Source organism: Deinococcus sp., from assembly GCF_025362455.1.
Lineage (GTDB): Bacteria > Deinococcota > Deinococci > Deinococcales > Deinococcaceae > Deinococcus.
The window spans coordinates 23,736-41,351 of record NZ_JANYGJ010000107.1; the positions used below are offsets into that span (position 1 = coordinate 23,736).

Consider the following 17,616-nt stretch of genomic DNA (forward strand, 5'->3'; position numbering starts at 1 on the left):
CCTACCGGGCACGCAGCGCCAGCACCAGTTCCCTACACCACCGCTCGCGCATGGAGCGCTGGCCGCTCAGCAGGGCGGCGAATCTGGCCCGCTCGGCGAGGTCGGTGCCGCTGGTATACCGCTGGGCGGCGGCCTGAAGCGCTTCGAGGTGTTCCTCCTGACGCGGCGGACTCAGCAGCTCGCTCCTCCCCCACAGCCGGGGCGGGTTGGACGGCGTGACCTTCATCTGGGTATTGCCGAGGTAGTTCCACAGGGGTGAAGGCACCGAGACGTTGCAGGCCGTGCCCGGCGGATACCGGTCCAGCCAGGGCGCGTGCTGCTGCCAGCGGAAGGCGTTGGGGCTGTTCTTGCGCTGCCGGACGATGCCGACGAAGCGCAGCCGGGAGCGCCAGGCACGCAGATTGACGCCCAACTCGGCAGACCACGCCTCCAGGAAGTCGCTGAAGCCCTCGAACGTCCCGCCCTCGGCCACCAGATCGATAATGGCGACGGGCCGGGGCCGCGTCAGGAGTTGTGCCGGAGCCAGCCCCGCCTCGGTGAACTGTGCCCGCATGGCTTCGATGGCACCTGGATGGTCCCGGCGAATGGCGTCTACCCGGTTGCCACGGTTGGAGTAGAGCAGCAGATCGAGCCGCCCCTCCCAGGCGGTGCCGTGCAAAACGCCGCTGAGGTAATCAAACAGGCTTTCGGGTGAGCGGCCCAGGAAGATCAGGTCGCGCTCACCCGCCGCCCCGACGACCCGCGCAGCACACGAACGCAGCTCCGAGAACAAGTACAGCGGTGTGAGCGGCCCGCTGTCTGGTCGCCGCACCAGCCCTTCCGGGCGGCTCAGGGTCCAGCGGAATGGGCGAGAGGGCATGGGTGAAGTGTAGAGCGCAGGGTGGGAGCGGGGGTTTGCGGTCCGGCCCGGCTCAGATGTCCTCGAAGAAATCGCTGTCCACCTTGCGAATCAGGTAGGTGCTGCGCGTCACCACGCCGACGCTGTACTGAATCATCAGCTCGGCCAGCGTGTCACCGCCGATCAGGATGATGTTGCCGATCTGCCGGGCCGTGTCGCTGGCGCTGGAGCTGAAGCCTGCGGTGGTGATGAGCACGCCTTTGGTCGCTTTGTGGTAGCTGAGGCTCCCCGCAAAATTCCTCACTTCCTGGCTGCCGACATTGTTGGCCCACTGCTTGGCCTGGATGTAGACCTTATCGAGTCCCAGCGGGTCTTGTTTGACCACGCCGTCAATGCCGTTGTCGCCGCTGCGCCCCAGCGCCTGCCCAGCATCGCGCACGCTGCCACCGTAGCCCATTGCGACAAGAAGCTGGACCACCAGAACCTCAAATTGTTGCGGCGTGAGGGCACGAACTTGAGTTAAAAGATCATCGGCGAGGGCGGCGCTGAGTTCGGTGTAGAGGGCGTCGAGCTGCTCTTCCGGGGACACCTGGTTCTGGCTCGATTCCAGCGCCGATACAGGCAGTGCATTTGAAGCCTTCTCGCGCCCAGCTTCCTTGAATGATTGAAATTCTGGATAAACCATGAGATCGCTTTGCGTTATACGCTCTGGTAGACGTGTTAACAACTCCTGGCCGCGCGGAGTGATCTGAAGAATACCGCGCCCTACGCCCGTAACGGCCTGCGCTTTTGCAAGATACGTCTTAGCCCATCCCACCCTGTTAGCGTAGGTCGTCTGCCGTCCACTCGGAAGCAATACCTGTAAATCTTCAGCAGTTAGGGCAAAGTATGCCGATAACTCTTCTGAAACGTCCTTGATATTTCGTGGTTGTCCGTCACACAGGGTTTCAAGCAAGGGACGCAAGATCGACTGGTACGCAGGAATCGCCATTCCTCACTCTAACTCAACAAAGAAGCCGTCCATCCCTCAAGGCAGACGGCCCAGACGCACTCAATCCTTAATCTGTATACGCCCCCACCGCCGCGCTGCTGACCAGCTTGGCGTACTTGGCCAGCACGCCGCGCTTGTACCTCGGCTCCGGCTGGACCCACGCCTGACGGCGGCGCCCCAACTCGGCCTCGTCCACATGCAATGTCAGCTCGCAGGTTTCAGCGTTCAGCTCGATGGTGTCGCCCTCATGCACCAGGGCGATGGGGCCGCCCACGAAGGCTTCCGGCGCCACATGACCGACGACCAGCCCGAAGGTGCCGCCCGAAAAGCGTCCGTCGGTAATCAGGCCCACGCTGTCGCCCAGGCCCTTGCCGATGATGGCCGAGGTCGGCGAGAGCATTTCGCGCATGCCCGGCCCGCCTTTCGGCCCCTCGTAGCGGATGACCAGCACGTCGCCGGGGTTGATCTGACCGGCCATGATGGCGTGCATGCTCTCTTCTTCGGATTCGAAGACGCGGGCCGGGCCGGTGATCTTGATGCTTTTCAGGCCGCTGATCTTGGCCACGCTGCCGTCTGGGGCGAGGTTGCCGCGCAGGATGGCCAGGTGCCCCTGGGCATACAGCGGCTGATCGTAGGGCCGGATCACGTCCTGGCCGGGGTTGGGCGTGTCCAACTCGCCCTCCAGATTCTCGGCAATCGTCTTGCCCGTCACCGTCAGGCAGTCGCCGTGGAGCAGGCCCGCTTTCAGCAGCATCTTCATGACGCGGGGAATGCCGCCGACGTCGTGCAGATCGGTGGCCACGTACTTGCCGCTGGGCTTGAGGTCACAGAAGACCGGGGTGGCCTCGCGGATGCGCTCGAAGTCGGCCAGTTCGAGGGGCACGTCGCAGGCGTGGGCAATCGCCATCAGGTGCAGCACGGCGTTGGTGCTGCCGCCCACAGCCATGATGACGGTGATGGCGTTCTCGAAGGCTTGCTTGGTCAGAATGTCGAGCGGCCTGACGTTGTGCTCGATCATGCGCAGCAGGGCGCGGGCGCTGTCGGCGCTGGAGACGGCCTTCTCGGCGTCCACGGCGCTCATGGTGCTGGAAAACGGCAGGCTCATACCCAGGGCCTCGAAGGCGCTGCTCATGGTGTTGGCGGTGTACATGCCGCCGCAACTGCCGTTGCCGGGGCAGGCGCGGCGCTCGATCTCGTCGAAATCAACGCGGCTCATCTTACCCGCGCTCAGCGCACCGACGGCCTCGAAGACGCTCACCAGAGTCAGGTCTTTGCCGTCGTAACTCCCCGGCTTGATGGTGCCGCCATACACGAAGATGGCCGGGATGTTCAGCCGGGCGATGCCGATCATGGCGCCGGGCATGTTCTTGTCGCAGCCGCCCACCACGATCACGCCGTCGTGCGACATGCCCCGGCTGACGGTCTCGATGCTGTCGGCGATGACCTCGCGGCTGACCAGGCTGCACTTCATGCCCTCGGTGCCCATGCTGATGCCGTCGGACATGGTGATGGTGCCGTAGATGTGCGGCATCCCACCGCCCTCACGGATGGCGCCCTCGATGTGCCCGGCCAGCTCGCCCAGGCCGTTGTTGCAGGGCGTGATGTTGCTCTGCGCGTGCGCCACGCCGATGATCGGCTTCTCGAAATCGCCGTCCTGGAAGCCCACCGCCCGCATCATCGAGCGGTTGGGGGCACGTTCGTCGCCCTGGGTGACCTGATGGGAGTTCCAGTTCAGCTTGGCCTTGGGGGTTGTGTCGGTCATGGGGTGAGTTTATCCCGATTTGGACACCGTTCTGTGCGCCTGTACTGGATCAGGTCAGGCAAGCTGATCGGTGGCCCCGTCCTCAGTATGTCCCTGCTAACGTTTCGGGCTTCCGCAAACAGCGCTCCATCCCTCCACTCCCGCCAGGACATACTCTCTTCCTCACTCGCTCTTCGTCGTGAACGGACGCGCCTGGGCACGCCACTCCTCCCGCTCGGTAAAGCTAAAGCTTTACAAGGAGATACTTAGGAACGAGCCGTCCAGCAACCAGCCAGGCGATCAGCTTGTCGAGACCGGGCCGCCCGCACCACGCTGGAGCCTGGTTAACATGAACCCGTGAGCCGCGTCCGAGTGCTGTACCGAAATGCCGCCCTGTTGTACTGCGCGGCGCTGGCCTTCGCCAGTTCGTGGATGCTGGTGTTTTTCATCCAGGGCTGGCACAAAAAACTGAGTTATTTCAGGGATATCGGTGGCGTCTACACCCAGGCTGATTACGGTTCCATCGTCGTGGTCAGCGCCCGCGTGACGGACGGCAGGTACTTCTCCGCTTTCGGCACCTGCGTCCTGGCCTTCCTGCTATGCGCCCTGTGCGCCTGGGCGGTCCTCAAGCGGCGGCGCTGGACCGGCTGGCTGCTGTGGACGCTGTGGCTGGGCGGGGTGGGCGGAACGGTGCTGGGCTACAACGTGCTCCGCGTCACCGAGGGCGTCTACTGGCGGCGCTCACCGTTCATGAATCAGTTCTACGTGGCTGCCGTTCCGCTGCAACTCGCCGCCGTGATCCTGCTGTGCGCCGCTGTGGGCTACACGCTGGTCGGCTCTGGGCAGAACGAAAAAAACGACCACCTGGGTCGTTGATTTCCAAAAAATAGCGCGGTATTCCACCGGTGTCAAATTTATGCACCCGATGTCCTCACCTCCAGCCGCCGTAGCCCGCGAATGACGAAGCCGCCGCCGTACTGGGGCTCGGCGCCGGGGTCGCCCAGGCGCAAATCGGGGAAGCGGCGCAGCAGGGCACGCAGGCTCAGGCCGAGTTCCAGCCGGGCCAGCATGGCGCCCACGCAGTAATGGCGGCCCAGCCCGAAGCTCAGGTGCGGATTGGGGTCACGCTCCAGGCGTAGTTGATCGGGCGCGTCGAACTTGCGCGGGTCGCGGTTGCCGCTGGCGTAGAGCAGCGCCACCTTGTCACCCGTCTTCAGCGGCGTGCCGTTCCAGTCCAGGTCTTGCAGCACGTAGCGCTCGAACATCGGCAGCGGCGTATCGAAGCGCAGCAGTTCTTCCACCGCCGTCTGGAAGCGGGGCAGGCTGTCCTCTGATGGCGCGGTCTGGACGAGCATGTCCAGGTGCTCCGGGCGGCGCAGCAGGGCCAGCACGCCCGCTGATAAGCCGTTGACGCTCGCCTCGTGCCCGGCGTTGAGCAGCAGGATGACGGTGTGGATCAGCTCGGATTCGCTCAGGCGCCCGCCGCCGTCTTCCACCTCCACCAGCGCGGTGATGAGGTCACCCTGCGGCACGGCGCGGCGCCGGGCAGCCAGGTCGCGGATCAGGGCGCTGAACTCGGTGACGGCGGTTTCGGCCTCGGCTTGCTGGGCGGCGGAGTAGCTCGGCTCGTACAGCCTGACGATGGACGCGCTCCAGGGGCGCAATTTGTGGCGCTCGGTGCGCGGCACGCCCAGCAGCTCGGCGATGATCGCCACCGGCAGCGGCGCGGCGTAATCTTCCACCAGATCGAAGGTGCTGCCCAGGCCGCTCAATTGCTCCTCTAGCAGAGATTCTATGCGGGGCGTCAGCGTCTGAATCCGGCGCGGGGTGAACGCCTTGCCCACCAGCGAACGTAACCGGGTGTGCTTCTCGCCCTCCGAGTCGAGCAGATGACCTTGGTTGAAGGCGTCGAAAGCCGCCTGAGCCGGGTCCGGCGGCGGCCAGCCGAGTTCGTCGCGCGAGTACAGGTGCGTCAGCGTGCGCCCGAAACGCGGGTCTTTCAACACGGCGGAAATGTCGTCGTAGCGGGTGAAGACGGTCTTGTTCAGCGCCGCGTCGTGGAAAATGGGCGACTCCTCTCGCAGCCGCTCCAGCAACGGATAAGGGTCGCGGATGAAGGCCGGGTCGGTCAGCGGGAGGTGGGGCATGGGGGGATGATAAGGCGGGGGAAGTAGGCAGTGGGGAGTGGGAACCGATGAAGGGCCTGTTATTGCGTTCAGATCGGCGCGGCGTGCTCAAACAGGCCGGGCCATTCATTCCGCTCAGGCGCTGACAACGCAGGATCAAGTAAAGACCCTGCCCCACTCCCCACCTCCCACTTCCTACCTCCCACTTCCTACTCTCCCCCGCTCAGCTCAGCAAAAAACTCACCGCTTCCTCGGCGTGAATGGCCGTCGTGTCGAACAACGGCACGCTGGCGTCGGCCTGGCTCACCAGCAGCGTGATCTCGGTGCAGCCGAGGATGATGGCCTGGGCGCCGCGTGCCGCGAGGTCCGCCATGACGCGGCGGTAGCGGTCACGGGACTCGTCCAGAATGACGTTCCGGCACAGTTCGTCGTAGATGATGCGGTGGATGTCGGCCCGGCCCACGGCACCCGGCACGATCACGTCCAGCCCGAAGCGCTCCGAGAGGCGACCGGTATAAAAATCCTGCTCCATCGTGAAGGCGGTGGCGATCAGACCGACCCGCGTGAAACCGGCAGCCTGCAACCTGGCCCCGGTGGCGTCGGCGATGTGCAGCAGCGGCAGCGCCGTAGCGGCCTCGATCTGCGGCGCGAGCTTGTGCATGGTGTTGGTGGCGAGCAGCAGACCTTCCGCGCCGCCCGCTGCGAGTTGCCGGGCTACGCCCGCCAGCAGTTCGCCCGCCGCGTCCCACTCACCGGCACGCTGCATGGCCGCCACCTCGGCGAAATCGACGCTGTGAATCAGCAGCCGCGCCGAGTGGAGGCCGCCCAGACCCAGATGACTCAGGCGCCCAGCGACCTCCAGGTTGATTCGCCGGTAGTACTCCGCCGTGGAGGTCCACGACATCCCGCCGATGACACCGAGAAGCTTCATGTCTCAACCCTAGCACTGGAGCTGGTTTGTGGTGCAAACTACAGGTATGCGCCGAAACAATTCACTGCCCATCATCCTGCTGTTTGCCGTGCTGATCGTGCTGGCAGGCTACCTGCTGCTCAGGAAACCGGCCAGCAGCGTGCCCGACACGGTGACGGGCCGGGTTCCGGCGGGCAGCCTGCCCAATCCGGCCCTGACGCCCGGCGCCGTGCTCACCACCGACTCAGCCGTCATCTGCGTTCCCGGCTACACCCAGACGGTCCGCAACGTACCCAGCAGCCTCAAGGCTCAGGTCTACAAATCGTATGGAATTACCAGCCGCCAGCCGGGCGAGTACGAGGTCGATCACCTGATCAGCCTGGAACTCGGCGGCAGCAACTCGATTCGCAACTTGTGGCCGGAAAGTTACGTCACCCACCCGCTCAACGCCCACGTCAAGGACGCGCTGGAGAACAAGCTGCACAGCCTGGCCTGCAAAGGCACCATCAGCATGGAGGACGCCCAGAAGGCCGTCGCCGGTGACTGGACCGCCGCTTACGTCAAGTACGTCGGACCGCTGCCCCGCCAGTGAAGCGCACCCAGCCAGGGAGAATCATGAACGAACGAGGCAAAGCCGCGCCGGGAGCAGTCCCCAAACCAACGCCTGAGCCCGGACCGGCAGCCGGGAGCCCTCCCGATCTGGCCGTCACCCACAGCGCGGCGCCGGAGACGGACGCGCTGCTCTCACAGGCCGAACTCTACGTCACGGGTGCTCAGGGCCAGCCGGTCAGCCGCGCCCTGAGTGAGCGCGAGCGCTGGCTGGCGACCCAGGCCGACGCGGCGCTCAGAAACGGCCAGGCCGTGACGCCCGGCGCGGTGCTGGTGCGCCTGGAGGTCAACGGCCTGCTGCCCGACAGCGACGCCTCGTACCTGTATCTGTGCTACCAGCCGCCCGGCGCGGCGGCGCTGGAATTCTGGGCAGGATTCCGGCGCACAGCCAGCCTCGACCTTGGGCGCGGGCTGGTCGGCGTGGCCTCGGCGGGCGCCCCGGCCTGAGCGGTTCAGGCTTGAGCGGCCTTGGCTCGCAACGATTCAGGTCGGGGTCGGTGTCATGAGGCCGACACGAGGCCGAGCAGAGCGCCCGTGACATACTGGGGGCCATGAAGCGCGACACCAATTTCTGGCTCCGGCTGCTGCTGCTGGGGTTACTGGTGCTGCTCGGCTACCTCCAGACTTACCACTCGCCGCAGCGTTCGCCCGCCTCGACTCCCCAGAGCCAGAGCGTCCAGACGGGCGGCGCAGACGAGTAGCGCAGACGAGTAGCGCAGACGGGTAGCGCAGACGGGTAGCGTGAGCTGAGTCCCAGCTCTACTTCGCGCCGAAGGTGCCGCCCTCAGCCTTGCTGAGCACGCCGCCGACGAATTCGCCCATGCCCTCGACTTTGACCGCCGCGCCGCCCCAGGTACCGTCTCCGCTGACCGGTCCCTCCCAGTACGCCACCGAGGTCGTTTTGGACAGCAGCTCCTGCTCGTCGCGCACGGCTTTCAGGGTCAAATCGCCGCGCTCGGAGCTGACCTTCCAGTCGAGGACGTACTTGCGCCCGGAAGGCGAGGTCCACTCGCGCTGGGGCGTCATGGTGACGTTCTTCACCTCTCTCGCCACGCCGTCGGCGCCGACCTCCGATCCGGCCAGCTGCACCACCTTGCCGCCTTGGGTCTTGACCCGGTAGAGCATCAGGTCCGAGCCGTCCGACAGATGCACCCCGAACCAGTCCCACAGCGCGGCGCGGCCCGGCTGCTGGTCGCCCCACTGGTGGTCGAACCAGGCCGTGCCGGTAGCAGCCTGACCGTTGATGGTGCCCGCCACACTCAGCCGGGTCACGCTCTGGTAGTAGAGCTGACCGGTCTCAGGCGTGCCGGAGTAGCCGGGCGGATGCACCACCGGCCCCTTTTGCGGCGTGAGGGTCAGTTGCAGTGGCCCGGCCTTGAGGTCAAAGGGCGCCGTGTTGCCAGGCGCGGTCTGGGTCAGGCTCCAGTCGCCCTGCCGGACTTTGAGCGGCGGAAAGGCGAACGCCGCGTCCTGGCGGCCCTCTTCCAGAAAATCGAGCTTGCCGGTCTTGAGATCGGCCACCGCGATATGCGAGGCGAAGTAGGGAATGCCCTTGTAATTGACCTTGAACTGCGCCCAGTGAAACGCCTGGCCGGTTGCTGGGAGGTAGCCGGAGACGTACCACCATTCAGTTGCGGCGTTGTTCGGCCCCAGCGCGGCGGGGTCGAGCATGCGGGCCGGGTCGAAAGCCGTAGCGCGGGGCAGACAGGCGCTCAGCAGTGGGATCAGCAGCAAGGCGGCAGCATTCAGGCGGGGCATGAGTCACTGTAGGCGGGCAGCGGGCAGAACTCTGCGCCGTCGCCTACGCTCGCAGGCGCGGTCAGGCAGTCACCGCCGCCCGGTTCGCAGCATCCGGGCTTCCTGCACGCCGTCCAGGCCATGCCACTCGGCCCAGTGGGCGGCGGCCTCGATGTCGTATTCCACGCGCCGGAAGCTGACCGTCCAGCCGCCGCTGCCCTTGTCGAGCAGCACCCAGCGGGCGGCAGGATCACCGTACTTCTGCCGCGACACAGAGCCCGCATTGACGACGCTGATGCCCAGCCGGGTATCGAGCAGTTCGGTGTGCGAGTGGCCCACCACCACGACCTTCGCCGCCGCGCCGTGCAGCCGCTCGCGCATCTGCGCCGGAGTCGCCAGCACCTCGCCGCTGAACATCAGGTACTCCCAGGGGTCGCGGGGCGAGCCGTGTGAGAGCAGCACCTCACCGTTCGCCACGCTCAGCGAGACGGGCAGGCGAGCGAGTTCGGGGGGCACGCCGCCGAGCTGGCCTTCCAGAAACTCGCGGTAAAGCCGGGTGGACGGCTCAAGCTCAGCCACTGCCGAGAGCATGAACTCGTCGGTGTTGCCGCGCACGCTGGGCGGCGCGTGTTCGAGTTGCATTTCCCAGGCCCGGCCCGGATCGGCAGCGCCCCAGACGCTGTCGCCCAGGTTGTAGATGGCGTCGGGCGCGGCGGCTTGGATGTCGGCCAGCACCGCCTCCAGGGCGAAGGCGTTGCCGTGGACGTCGCTCAGAACCGCCAGTCTCATCTCAGCGCCCGCATACTCAGCGCCGCCGCAGGTAGGCCATCAGCACGCCGAACAGGGCGCAGGTGACGACCAGCGAAATCAGGCTGGCGCCCAGGCTGAAGGCGGGCGAGAGCAAATCCTGGCTGAGCTTGTAGACGCTGAACGGCAGCGCCCAGCCGAGCGCGTATAGCCCGGCGCGCACGGCGAACTGGGGCGCCGAGTTGGCGCGGGGAAACAGTTGCACGTTCAGGATAAAGGCCGGAATCAGGAACATCTGGGCGAGGTAAAACCAGCCGGGTAAGGCACTCAGGCCGTACTGGCCCGCCGAAAACGCGACATTGAGCGCAGCCATGATGACGGCGGCGACCAACGCGAAGAGGAAAAAACGGTTCATGGCCTGAGTGTAGAGAAATCCGGTCGGCGATTTCGGAAAGCAAAAGAGTTGGGTGCGGTCATTCTCACTCCGTTGACATACGCGGCGTCGCCCTCGCCAGCCGCCCCGGCACCAGCTTCTCCAGCAGCGCCACCAGAGCGGCGTCCATGAACTCGTAGTCGTCGGGAATGCCCAGGGTCAAAAGGCGCTCGGCGGGCAGGACGCCTCTGAATCTGGTGCGAATCTCGTCCCTGTGGCGCTTCTGCATGCACACCGCCACGTCAGCCCACTCCAGCAGGTCGCGGGTCAGCGGCGTGGTGGCCCGCTCATCGGTGCCCGCCGAGGCGACTTCCCAGCCGGGCGTGTCACGGAACACCACTTCGGCGCTCAGGCTCCGCAGCTTGTTGTGGGTGCAGACGAACACGACGCGCAGGGGACGCGTGGTCAAGGTCAGTATACCTGATGCGTATGCACCAGCGCGGCGCTCTCCAACAGGTGGCCCCAGACCGCTCGCCAGGCCGGGAACTTGTCGGACTCGCGGAAGCCGACCATGTGGGCCTCCAGGCTTTCCCACCAGATGAACAGCGTGAAGATATCGGGCGATTCGACGCCCTGGTGCAGCTCGTGGCGGATGTAGCCGGGCGAGCTGGCCACGATGGGGAAAGCGTCCGGCATGACGGAGATGAAGGCGTCGGCACTGCCGGGCTTGAGGGTCAACGTGGCGATTTCGAGGATCACTGAAGCTCACCCGGCGAGGTGGAGAGCAACCTACCTTTGCGTTGCACCGCCAGCACGATGCCGGACAGCAGGCCACCGAGCACGCCGGTCACGAGGACGTCCGCCCATGCTACCTGCGGGTCCAGGGCGCTGCCGCTCAGCGCAAACAGGAAAAAGAAGACTGCGAAGTGGCTCCCCCATGCCGCGCCGTAGCGCCACAGGTTTTTCTCGTTCTGAGTAGCCTTGAGCCACACTGTCGCCAGCAGAACTTCGGCGCACATCAGGAACGGCAAGGCCCAGAACCAGATGGGCAGGGCCTGATAGCGGCTCGGTTGAAAGTGTGTTGCGCTCAGCACCGTCATACACACGAAAACGAGAAATATCGCAGTCCAAATCAGAGCAGGCTTGATAATGTTCATAGCCTCACCATACATCTGCTCATGAGCGAGCCATGATGTTTTCACCCGTTCACAGCGTCTGAGCCGTGACCTCCGACCTCTGCGCCTCTGCGCTTTTGTGAGTCAGCTCCGCTCATACGCCTGCCGCAGCCAGCCGAGCAGTTCGGCGTCCACATCAGCCGCGTCGCTGAGCTGGACCCGGTGAGTGACCACCCTGTTCCAGCTTCCCGCCGCTTCCAGTCGGCCCCCCGCCTCCACGCCCGGCAGCTTGAGCCCGATGTCGAAGCGCCCCGCCGTGCTGGGATGCAGGTCCACGAAGCGTCCAGGCCGGAAAAAGCCCACCGCGCTCTTGCCGATGCGCGTCTCCACATCCGGCCCGAAGCTGAGCAGGTGTGCGGCCAGATCGTCGTAGACCGCCCGCCAGTGCGCCTTCTTGCCGGTGAACAGCGGCGCGAGCTGGTCATCCACGCTCTGCGTTCCCGCCGCCGGACGATTCAGCAGATGAATCACGGCGCTGGCGTGCCCATGCCCCAGCTCGAAGTCGTTCTTGAGCCAAGCCATCAGGTCGGCGTGCTTGGTGAGCTGTTGCTCCGCCGCCAGCGCCCGGAAATCGTCAACCGTCTTGCCGATCTGGGCGTGGATGGAGGCCAGGTAGCCTTGGATGATGCGGGCGTCTTTTTCGGCTCTGGTCATGACTCCTCCAGTTCTTCGAGTGAGGCGGCGAGTGCATAACCGCCCACGATCAGATACCGGGCTTCACGGGCGCCCAGTGATTGACAGAACTCTTTGAAGTCGCGGTTCAGTGCCATATTTCCAGGTGTGGTACTCGCGCCGCAGAGCTTCGAGCGCGTCCAGACGTTCCGAAATCGGGCGTGAGCGCCAGTGGGCGGTGGTGCTGGGCGCACTTCGCATTGACGTGACCTTGACCCCTGTGCGCTCCGGTTCGCCTTTCATATCGCTATTTTACCTTCCCTCGCTTGCGCCTTCAAACATCTTCAAGGTGTCTCAGCCGTCACCGTCTGCCGCTCCTTGGTCTGCCCGGCGACGATGTGGTTGATGACTTTGAGCCAGGCGCGGGCGCTGGCCTCCACCACGTCGGAGGCGACGCCGCTGCCGCTGACGCTCATCTCGCCGTAGCGGGCGTTGACACTGACCTCACCCAGCGCCTCGGCGCCCTTGGTGACGGCCTGCACCCGGTAGACCTCCAGGGTCGGGGCCAGGCCGGTGGCGGTGTTGATCGCGTGAAAAATCGCCTCCACCGAGCCGTCACCCGTCGCGGTGGCCTCGCGCACGCCGTCCGGAGTCGCCAGGCGGACGTAGGCCAGCGGCTGCATGTCGGTGCCCATGGCGATCTGAAACCGCTCCAGCGTGAACGTCTCGCTCGCCTCCACGCCGCTGCCGACCAGGGCGTGCAGGTCGTCGGCGTAAATTTGCCCCTTGCGGTCCGCCAGCTCCTTGAAGCGCACGAACAGGGCGTTGAGGGCCTCGTCGTTGAGGCCACCGTCGTTGCTGCCGTCAATGTCGTAGCCCAGGTCGCTGAGCGCCTTGCGAAAAGCCGCCCGGCCCGAATGCTTGCCCATAACCATCACGGCAGCCTCGCGGCCCACCAGCTCGGCGTTCATGATCTCGTAGGTTTCCTTGTGCTTCAGAACTCCGTCCTGGTGAATACCCGACTCGTGCGCGAAGGCGTTGTCGCCGACGATGGCCTTGTTGGGCGGCACCGGCATGCCGGTCAGGCGGCTGACCAGCTTGGAGACCCGGTTGATCTCGCGGGTCCGGATACCCGTCTCGGCCAGGTAATGATCGCGCCGGGTGTGCATCGCCATCACGACCTCTTCCAGCGCGGTGTTTCCGGCCCGCTCACCGATGCCGTTGAGGGTGCATTCGATCTGCCCGGCCCCGTTCTCGACGGCGGCTAAACTATTGGCGGTGGCCATGCCCAGGTCGTCGTGACAGTGGGTGCTGATCTCCACGTGGCGCCCGGCCACGATCTCGCCTTTGACACGAGCGATCAGGGCGCCGTACTCATTGGGCGTGCCGTAGCCCACGGTATCGGGAATGTTGATGACGGTGGCCCCCGCCTCGATGGCGGCGCGGTACAGCCGGATCACAAATTCGAAGTCGGCCCGCATCACGTCCTGGCCGGAGAATTCCACGTCGTCGGTGAACTGCCGGGCGAGCTGCACGGCTTTGATGGATGATTCAATCACCTCTTCGGGCGTCTTGCGGAGCATGTACTGCATCTGCACGGCGCTGGCGCTGGTGAACACGTGGATGCGGCTGCGGTCAGCGGCCTCCAACGCGGCGGCGGCGCGTTCGATGTCGGCGCGGGCGGTGCGGGCCAGCGCACAGATGACCGGCCCCCGGACTTCCCGTGAGATGCGCGAAACACACTCGAAATCCCCGTCCGAGGTGATGGGAAAACCCGCCTCAATGATGTCCACGTTCAGCCGCGCCAGCGCGTGCGCGATCTCGATCTTCTGGCCGTGATTCAGCGCCACGCCGGGCGACTGCTCGCCGTCACGCAGGGTGGTATCGAAGATGTGAATACGGCGCAATGCGGGCTGGATGGTGGTCATAGCGGGTCTCCTTGAGCAGTGGAGCAGATGGAGGTCGAGTTGAATTCAGTATGGCAGACACGAAAAAACGCCCCCAGAAGTGAAGTTCACTCCGGGGGGCGCACTCAGGCCGACTTCAGCGCAGCGTTCCCACCGGAAGCGCACCGAGAAGAAGTCGGGTCTGAACTGAATTTCGCATTGGGGCCAATGTTACACGCTGGGCGGCGGGGAAGCAACCGGCTCGCCTGCCTCGCGAATCAGATGCTCAGGCCCGCTCACGTCCAGCACCTCGCGGCCCAGCGTCACGGTTTCCTGATGCACCTGGCTGATCCATTCCTTGCGCACATTGATCTGCTGCACCGGGAAGACCTGCTTGCCGATGACGGGGCGCTCCTCGGTCAGCGTGATCTGGTAGACCCGGCCCGGCTCCAGCAGTTGCCCGTCGAGCATGACGCTGCCGCCTTCGGGTGAGGTGATCAGTTCGAGCACCTCGCGCTGAAGCGTGACCGGCACCTGCACTTCCTCCTCCACGATGCGTTTTTGCAGCGTCACCTGAGCGACCAGGCCACCCGTGACGGCGATCTGGGCGCGTTCCTCGTAGAGCGTGATGGTGCCCTGGTCTTTCGGCGCCCGAATCTCGCGGATATTGACGGTCTCCTCGGCGGCGGGCGCCACTGACTCAGCCTGCCCGGCTCTGACTTCCCTGATCCTGATCTGCTTGTCCATACGGTCCTCCCCGGCGTGCTGGGTGATGCACGCAAGTCTCTCATCTTCGTCCTTGCGCCGACTTTCGCCAGATGTCTTTTTCCTTGAACCGCGCTGGGAGAACGTTCGCGCTACCCCTCTCCCGCAGGGGGAGAGAAGCCAAAAACGCTGTGTTCACCGGTATCGCTGAGTTTATGAAAGATACGTGCATCACCGAGCCCTGGCGTGTCATACGAAAAACAGGAGCAGGGAACGCCGTCCCCACCCCTGTCTTCTGCTCCGGCGCCGCCCCGCTCAGAGCGCCGGAAACAGCTCACCTCTTGCTGTTCTTGGTCTCGGTGCTCATGGTGTCGGTGGTCATGTTGTCGCCTTCCAGGCGCACGTCGCCGGTCTTGGTCACGTCCAGCACCTCGCGGCCCACGGTTTCGGTGATGGTCTGGTTGTCGGTGACGGTGCGCTTGCCGACGGCGATTTCCTCGGTGACATACGCCTGCTTGCTGACCCTGGCCCGCTCGGCTTCCAGGTCCACGGTCATGGTCTGGCTGCCCGCGCCCAGCACGGCGCCTTCGACGGGGCTGGCGCCGCTGACGGCAGTGCGCTCGATGACGACTTCCTCGCGCTGCAAGGCCACGCTGACCTGCTCCTGGCGGCTCTCGACGCGCTTGCCGATCTCGACGCTGCCCGCCTTGAAACGGTCCTTGTCGACCACCAGACGCTCTTCGAGGAGCTGGAGCTTGTCGGGGGTCTTGTACGCCTTGTCCTGGTAGGCGGTGCGGGCGCTGGTGTCGGTGGCCACCGCCGCATCCTTGCCCACGCCGCGCAGCACGCGCTCGTCGGCTTCCTGGGCGTCGTCAGTGTACATTTCGCTGACGTTGTAGCTCCGCAGGTCGCGCACCTGATCCTTGCTCAGATCGTCGAAGTAGACGCCGTTGTCGTCCAGGCGGCTGTGGCCCACCGGCACCAGCACTTCCTTGGCGCTGAACCAGCCGCCCGCATCGACCACGAAGTAGCGCATCTTGCCGCTATCGGAAGACACCAGCGCGTCGCGGATGGTGCCGATCTTCTCGCCGTTCATGCCGTAGGCGGTATGGCCGGTAGGATCGTAGATGCCCTGGCCGCTGAAGTTGTAGTTCTGGTCACGTGAAACATCGGACAGGCGGACAAGGTTGGCGGTCATGTTGGTCTGAGTCATATGCATCTCCTGAGAGCCGTGCGTCTGTGCGCGGCAGGTTGAGGTCATGGTGCTGAACAACAGTCTGGCGAGCGCCCCAGGCCGAAGGCTGAGACGAAACCCAAGCCGCGCTGGGCCAATCTTGAGCAGGTGCTGAGCTGGCCTTGAGCTGAAGGTCTGCTGACCATCAGGTCTGTTCACAGTGTAGGAACCGTTGTATTTCGGTGGTGCAGTCTGGACATAACAAAAAAACGCCCCCGAATGGAAGCGCCCGCTGGTAGGCAAACTTTGTCGAATAGATTAAAGGGAATCGCGTGTATATATTGGGAACGCCGTTCGGTGGCCCCCTCACCCCGCTGCTGCGCGGCTCCCCTCTGCAAGCACTCGTCGTGAACGGACTGTCGTCATGAGCGGACACCCATGAGGGTGCCATTCCTCCCCATGAGGGCGCCACTCCTCAGGTCTTCGACTCTCCCGCAAGGGGCGAGGGGTCAGAAACACACGACCAAGATGGCCAAGACTCATTTTAGTTCCGTATGGAGTGCTTTTGGAAGTGACCAGCTCCGAATTTGTCACCCTGAGCCGTGCGAAGGGTCTAACGAAATGGACTCCCCGACGAAACTGAGAACCGGACTGACCCTCAATAGCGACACGCTCGGCTGCTTGAAATTCCTATGAAGACAGATTTCCGTAATCCTCGGCGCTCGCTGCAAGTCAGCCCGGCATTCTCTCCAGATACGCGCCGGTTTTATCGCTCCGCCCGGTCACAGCAAAAACTCCTCGCTCTGGCGCTGCTCGTGGCGGGCTTCCCAGACCAGGTCGCGCAGCACCCAGCCGCTTCCGGCAAAGCGCAGGCCCTGGCGCACCTCGGTCATCAGGTACTCGCGCACCTCCGAGGGCGCAAAGCCGCGCTCGACGATCTCACCGAGGTTGAGTTCGCCGTCGAGGATGCGCGAGAGTTCGCTCAGGCGCTGGCCCCGGTGGCTGAGCTTGAGGCCGTACCAGGCGTAGCGCCCGGTGGGGGTCAGCTTGCCCGCCTGCACGGCGTCTGCGGCGCGGGCGGCGACCTCGAACAGCGGCAGTCCGGCGTCGCGGGCGGCGGCGCGGACGCTGCGGCCCTTCTCCTGGTCGAACAGCGGCATCGGGCCGCTGAGGACCACGCTGGGGCTGCTGATGACCTGCCCGATCTGCTCCCACTCGTCGGTAATCCGCGCCCAGTCGGTGGTGAACTGCTCGAAGGGCGAGATCACGCTGCCGGTCACCGGACGGCGGGCATACGAAAAGCTGCCGCTGGCGGGCAACATCGGGCTGGCGTGCAGCGCGTCGAGACCGGTCCAGTCGAGAATGCCGCCCTCGACGATCTCGCCGCGCGCGAAGGCCACCGCGAACGGCACGTCCGCGTCCACATCGAGCACGCCGGTCTGACCGGTCTCGTGCAGGAGCGAGAGCACGCCTATGAGTGGTATGTCTGAAAAAAGTCCCTGCATCATGCTGGCTTCACCTGGAAGAGCAGATTAACATTCTTTGGCGCTTTATGTCGAATCCAGACTCCAGACTGGATACAAAGCGGGAAATCTCACGTTTTGACGGCATGAATTGGCAGCGTGAATCGATGGTGTGAACTTTACGACATTCCAAATAACGGCCCCAGGTCACTGAGTTGGCCGGTGGGCGTCAGTTCGGCAAAGCGGTACGACGCGAAAACGCTCAGAAACTCGCTCGCCTCCAGCAGCCGGGTCTGGCCGGAGGGACCGGTGGCCTGCACCGCCGCGCCGCGCAGGGTCAGCCGGTAGCGGGGGCGCGGGGCGGGCACAGACGGCACAGTTGCAGCTAAGGCCGCTTTCTTACGGCGCCCTCCCCCACCGCCCTGCCCCGGCACGATCAGCTCGGCGGCGTACTCCTGCCCGCCGCGTGGCCGCAAAAACGCCAGCAGTTCACCCGGCGTGAGCGCCGCTGCCAGGGTCGGCACTGGCG

21 protein-coding genes are annotated in these 17,616 nt (G+C 64.9%); 4 read left to right on the top strand and 17 right to left on the bottom strand.

The features are described 5' to 3' along the window. Window position 1: 1 nt before the first annotated feature. The 3 genes from Q0R23_RS08315 to ilvD form a co-directional block, all read right to left on the bottom strand. A complete protein-coding gene (locus Q0R23_RS08315; RefSeq protein ID WP_293912030.1) occupies window positions 2-859 on the bottom strand; it encodes a hypothetical protein in 858 nt (285 codons plus the stop codon). Window positions 860-911: 52 nt separating this feature from the next. Further along, window positions 912-1,829, bottom strand: coding sequence for a restriction endonuclease (locus tag Q0R23_RS08320; protein ID WP_293912031.1), 918 nt, complete (start codon window positions 1,827-1,829; stop codon window positions 912-914). A 67-nt stretch (window positions 1,830-1,896) separates the two neighbouring features. Continuing rightward, a complete protein-coding gene (ilvD, locus tag Q0R23_RS08325; protein WP_293912032.1) occupies window positions 1,897-3,591 on the bottom strand; it encodes a dihydroxy-acid dehydratase in 1,695 nt (564 codons plus the stop codon). A gap of 336 nt (window positions 3,592-3,927) precedes the next feature. On the opposite strand from ilvD, the gene Q0R23_RS08330 reads away from it, so the two are divergent. Then, window positions 3,928-4,446, top strand: a complete 519-nt coding sequence (locus Q0R23_RS08330; RefSeq protein ID WP_293912033.1) for a hypothetical protein — start codon at window positions 3,928-3,930, stop codon at window positions 4,444-4,446. A 38-nt stretch (window positions 4,447-4,484) separates the two neighbouring features. Here Q0R23_RS08330 and Q0R23_RS08335 read toward each other — a convergent pair whose 3' ends face one another. Both Q0R23_RS08335 and Q0R23_RS08340 read right to left on the bottom strand, forming a co-directional pair. Then, entirely contained in the window at window positions 4,485-5,717 is a 1,233-nt protein-coding gene (locus Q0R23_RS08335) for a cytochrome P450 (RefSeq protein ID WP_293912035.1), read from the bottom strand. Window positions 5,718-5,919: 202 nt separating this feature from the next. Next, window positions 5,920-6,627 (bottom strand): aspartate/glutamate racemase family protein, encoded by a 708-nt coding sequence (locus Q0R23_RS08340; RefSeq protein WP_293912036.1) that lies wholly within the window; start codon window positions 6,625-6,627, stop codon window positions 5,920-5,922. A 46-nt stretch (window positions 6,628-6,673) separates the two neighbouring features. Here Q0R23_RS08340 and Q0R23_RS08345 point away from each other — a divergent pair, with 46 nt between their 5' ends. The 3 genes from Q0R23_RS08345 to Q0R23_RS08355 all read left to right on the top strand — a co-directional run bounded on the left by Q0R23_RS08345 (window position 6,674) and on the right by Q0R23_RS08355 (window position 7,916). Then, entirely contained in the window at window positions 6,674-7,198 is a 525-nt protein-coding gene (locus Q0R23_RS08345) for a hypothetical protein (protein ID WP_293912037.1), read from the top strand. A 23-nt stretch (window positions 7,199-7,221) separates the two neighbouring features. Then, window positions 7,222-7,662, top strand: a complete 441-nt coding sequence (locus tag Q0R23_RS08350) for a hypothetical protein (protein ID WP_293912039.1) — start codon at window positions 7,222-7,224, stop codon at window positions 7,660-7,662. Window positions 7,663-7,766: 104 nt separating this feature from the next. Further along, a complete protein-coding gene (locus Q0R23_RS08355; protein ID WP_293912041.1) occupies window positions 7,767-7,916 on the top strand; it encodes a hypothetical protein in 150 nt (49 codons plus the stop codon). A gap of 58 nt (window positions 7,917-7,974) precedes the next feature. Here the strand turns inward: Q0R23_RS08355 and Q0R23_RS08360 are convergent, their stop codons facing one another. The 12 genes from Q0R23_RS08360 to Q0R23_RS08415 form a co-directional block, all read right to left on the bottom strand. Beyond that, window positions 7,975-8,973 (bottom strand): lipocalin family protein, encoded by a 999-nt coding sequence (locus tag Q0R23_RS08360; protein WP_293912042.1) that lies wholly within the window; start codon window positions 8,971-8,973, stop codon window positions 7,975-7,977. Between the two features lie 69 nt (window positions 8,974-9,042). Further along, window positions 9,043-9,741 carry a metallophosphoesterase family protein gene (locus Q0R23_RS08365; protein WP_293912044.1) on the bottom strand — a complete coding sequence of 233 codons (699 nt, stop codon included), beginning with the start codon at window positions 9,739-9,741 and terminating at the stop codon, window positions 9,043-9,045. Between the two features lie 16 nt (window positions 9,742-9,757). Beyond that, window positions 9,758-10,114 (bottom strand): hypothetical protein, encoded by a 357-nt coding sequence (locus Q0R23_RS08370; protein WP_293912045.1) that lies wholly within the window; start codon window positions 10,112-10,114, stop codon window positions 9,758-9,760. A 64-nt stretch (window positions 10,115-10,178) separates the two neighbouring features. Then, on the bottom strand, window positions 10,179-10,541 hold the full coding sequence (locus Q0R23_RS08375) for a phosphotyrosine protein phosphatase (protein ID WP_293912046.1): 363 nt from the start codon (window positions 10,539-10,541) through the stop codon (window positions 10,179-10,181). A 2-nt stretch (window positions 10,542-10,543) separates the two neighbouring features. Continuing rightward, entirely contained in the window at window positions 10,544-10,831 is a 288-nt protein-coding gene (locus Q0R23_RS08380; RefSeq protein WP_293912047.1) for an antibiotic biosynthesis monooxygenase family protein, read from the bottom strand. Next, the gene (locus Q0R23_RS08385) at window positions 10,828-11,229 is read right to left on the bottom strand and encodes a hypothetical protein (protein WP_293912048.1); all 402 of its coding nucleotides are present in this window, start codon (window positions 11,227-11,229) and stop codon (window positions 10,828-10,830) included. Before Q0R23_RS08385 ends, Q0R23_RS08380 begins: the two co-directional genes overlap by 4 nt. Before the next feature lie 102 nt (window positions 11,230-11,331). After that, entirely contained in the window at window positions 11,332-11,901 is a 570-nt protein-coding gene (locus Q0R23_RS08390) for a DUF5655 domain-containing protein (RefSeq protein ID WP_293912049.1), read from the bottom strand. Between the two features lie 302 nt (window positions 11,902-12,203). Further along, complete coding sequence (locus Q0R23_RS08395; protein ID WP_293912051.1) at window positions 12,204-13,787, bottom strand: 2-isopropylmalate synthase; 1,584 nt, start codon at window positions 13,785-13,787, stop codon at window positions 12,204-12,206. Between the two features lie 189 nt (window positions 13,788-13,976). Further along, window positions 13,977-14,492 carry a YsnF/AvaK domain-containing protein gene (locus tag Q0R23_RS08400; RefSeq protein WP_293912053.1) on the bottom strand — a complete coding sequence of 172 codons (516 nt, stop codon included), beginning with the start codon at window positions 14,490-14,492 and terminating at the stop codon, window positions 13,977-13,979. Between the two features lie 292 nt (window positions 14,493-14,784). Next, the gene (locus Q0R23_RS08405) at window positions 14,785-15,663 is read right to left on the bottom strand and encodes a DUF2382 domain-containing protein (RefSeq protein ID WP_293912054.1); all 879 of its coding nucleotides are present in this window, start codon (window positions 15,661-15,663) and stop codon (window positions 14,785-14,787) included. 743 nt (window positions 15,664-16,406) lie between these two features. Continuing rightward, window positions 16,407-17,132, bottom strand: coding sequence for a DUF4388 domain-containing protein (locus tag Q0R23_RS08410; protein ID WP_366520406.1), 726 nt, complete (start codon window positions 17,130-17,132; stop codon window positions 16,407-16,409). Window positions 17,133-17,266: 134 nt separating this feature from the next. After that, window positions 17,267-17,611: a hypothetical protein gene (locus tag Q0R23_RS08415; RefSeq protein WP_293912055.1), complete on the bottom strand. Its 345-nt coding sequence runs from the start codon at window positions 17,609-17,611 to the stop codon at window positions 17,267-17,269. Window positions 17,612-17,616 lie beyond the last annotated feature (5 nt).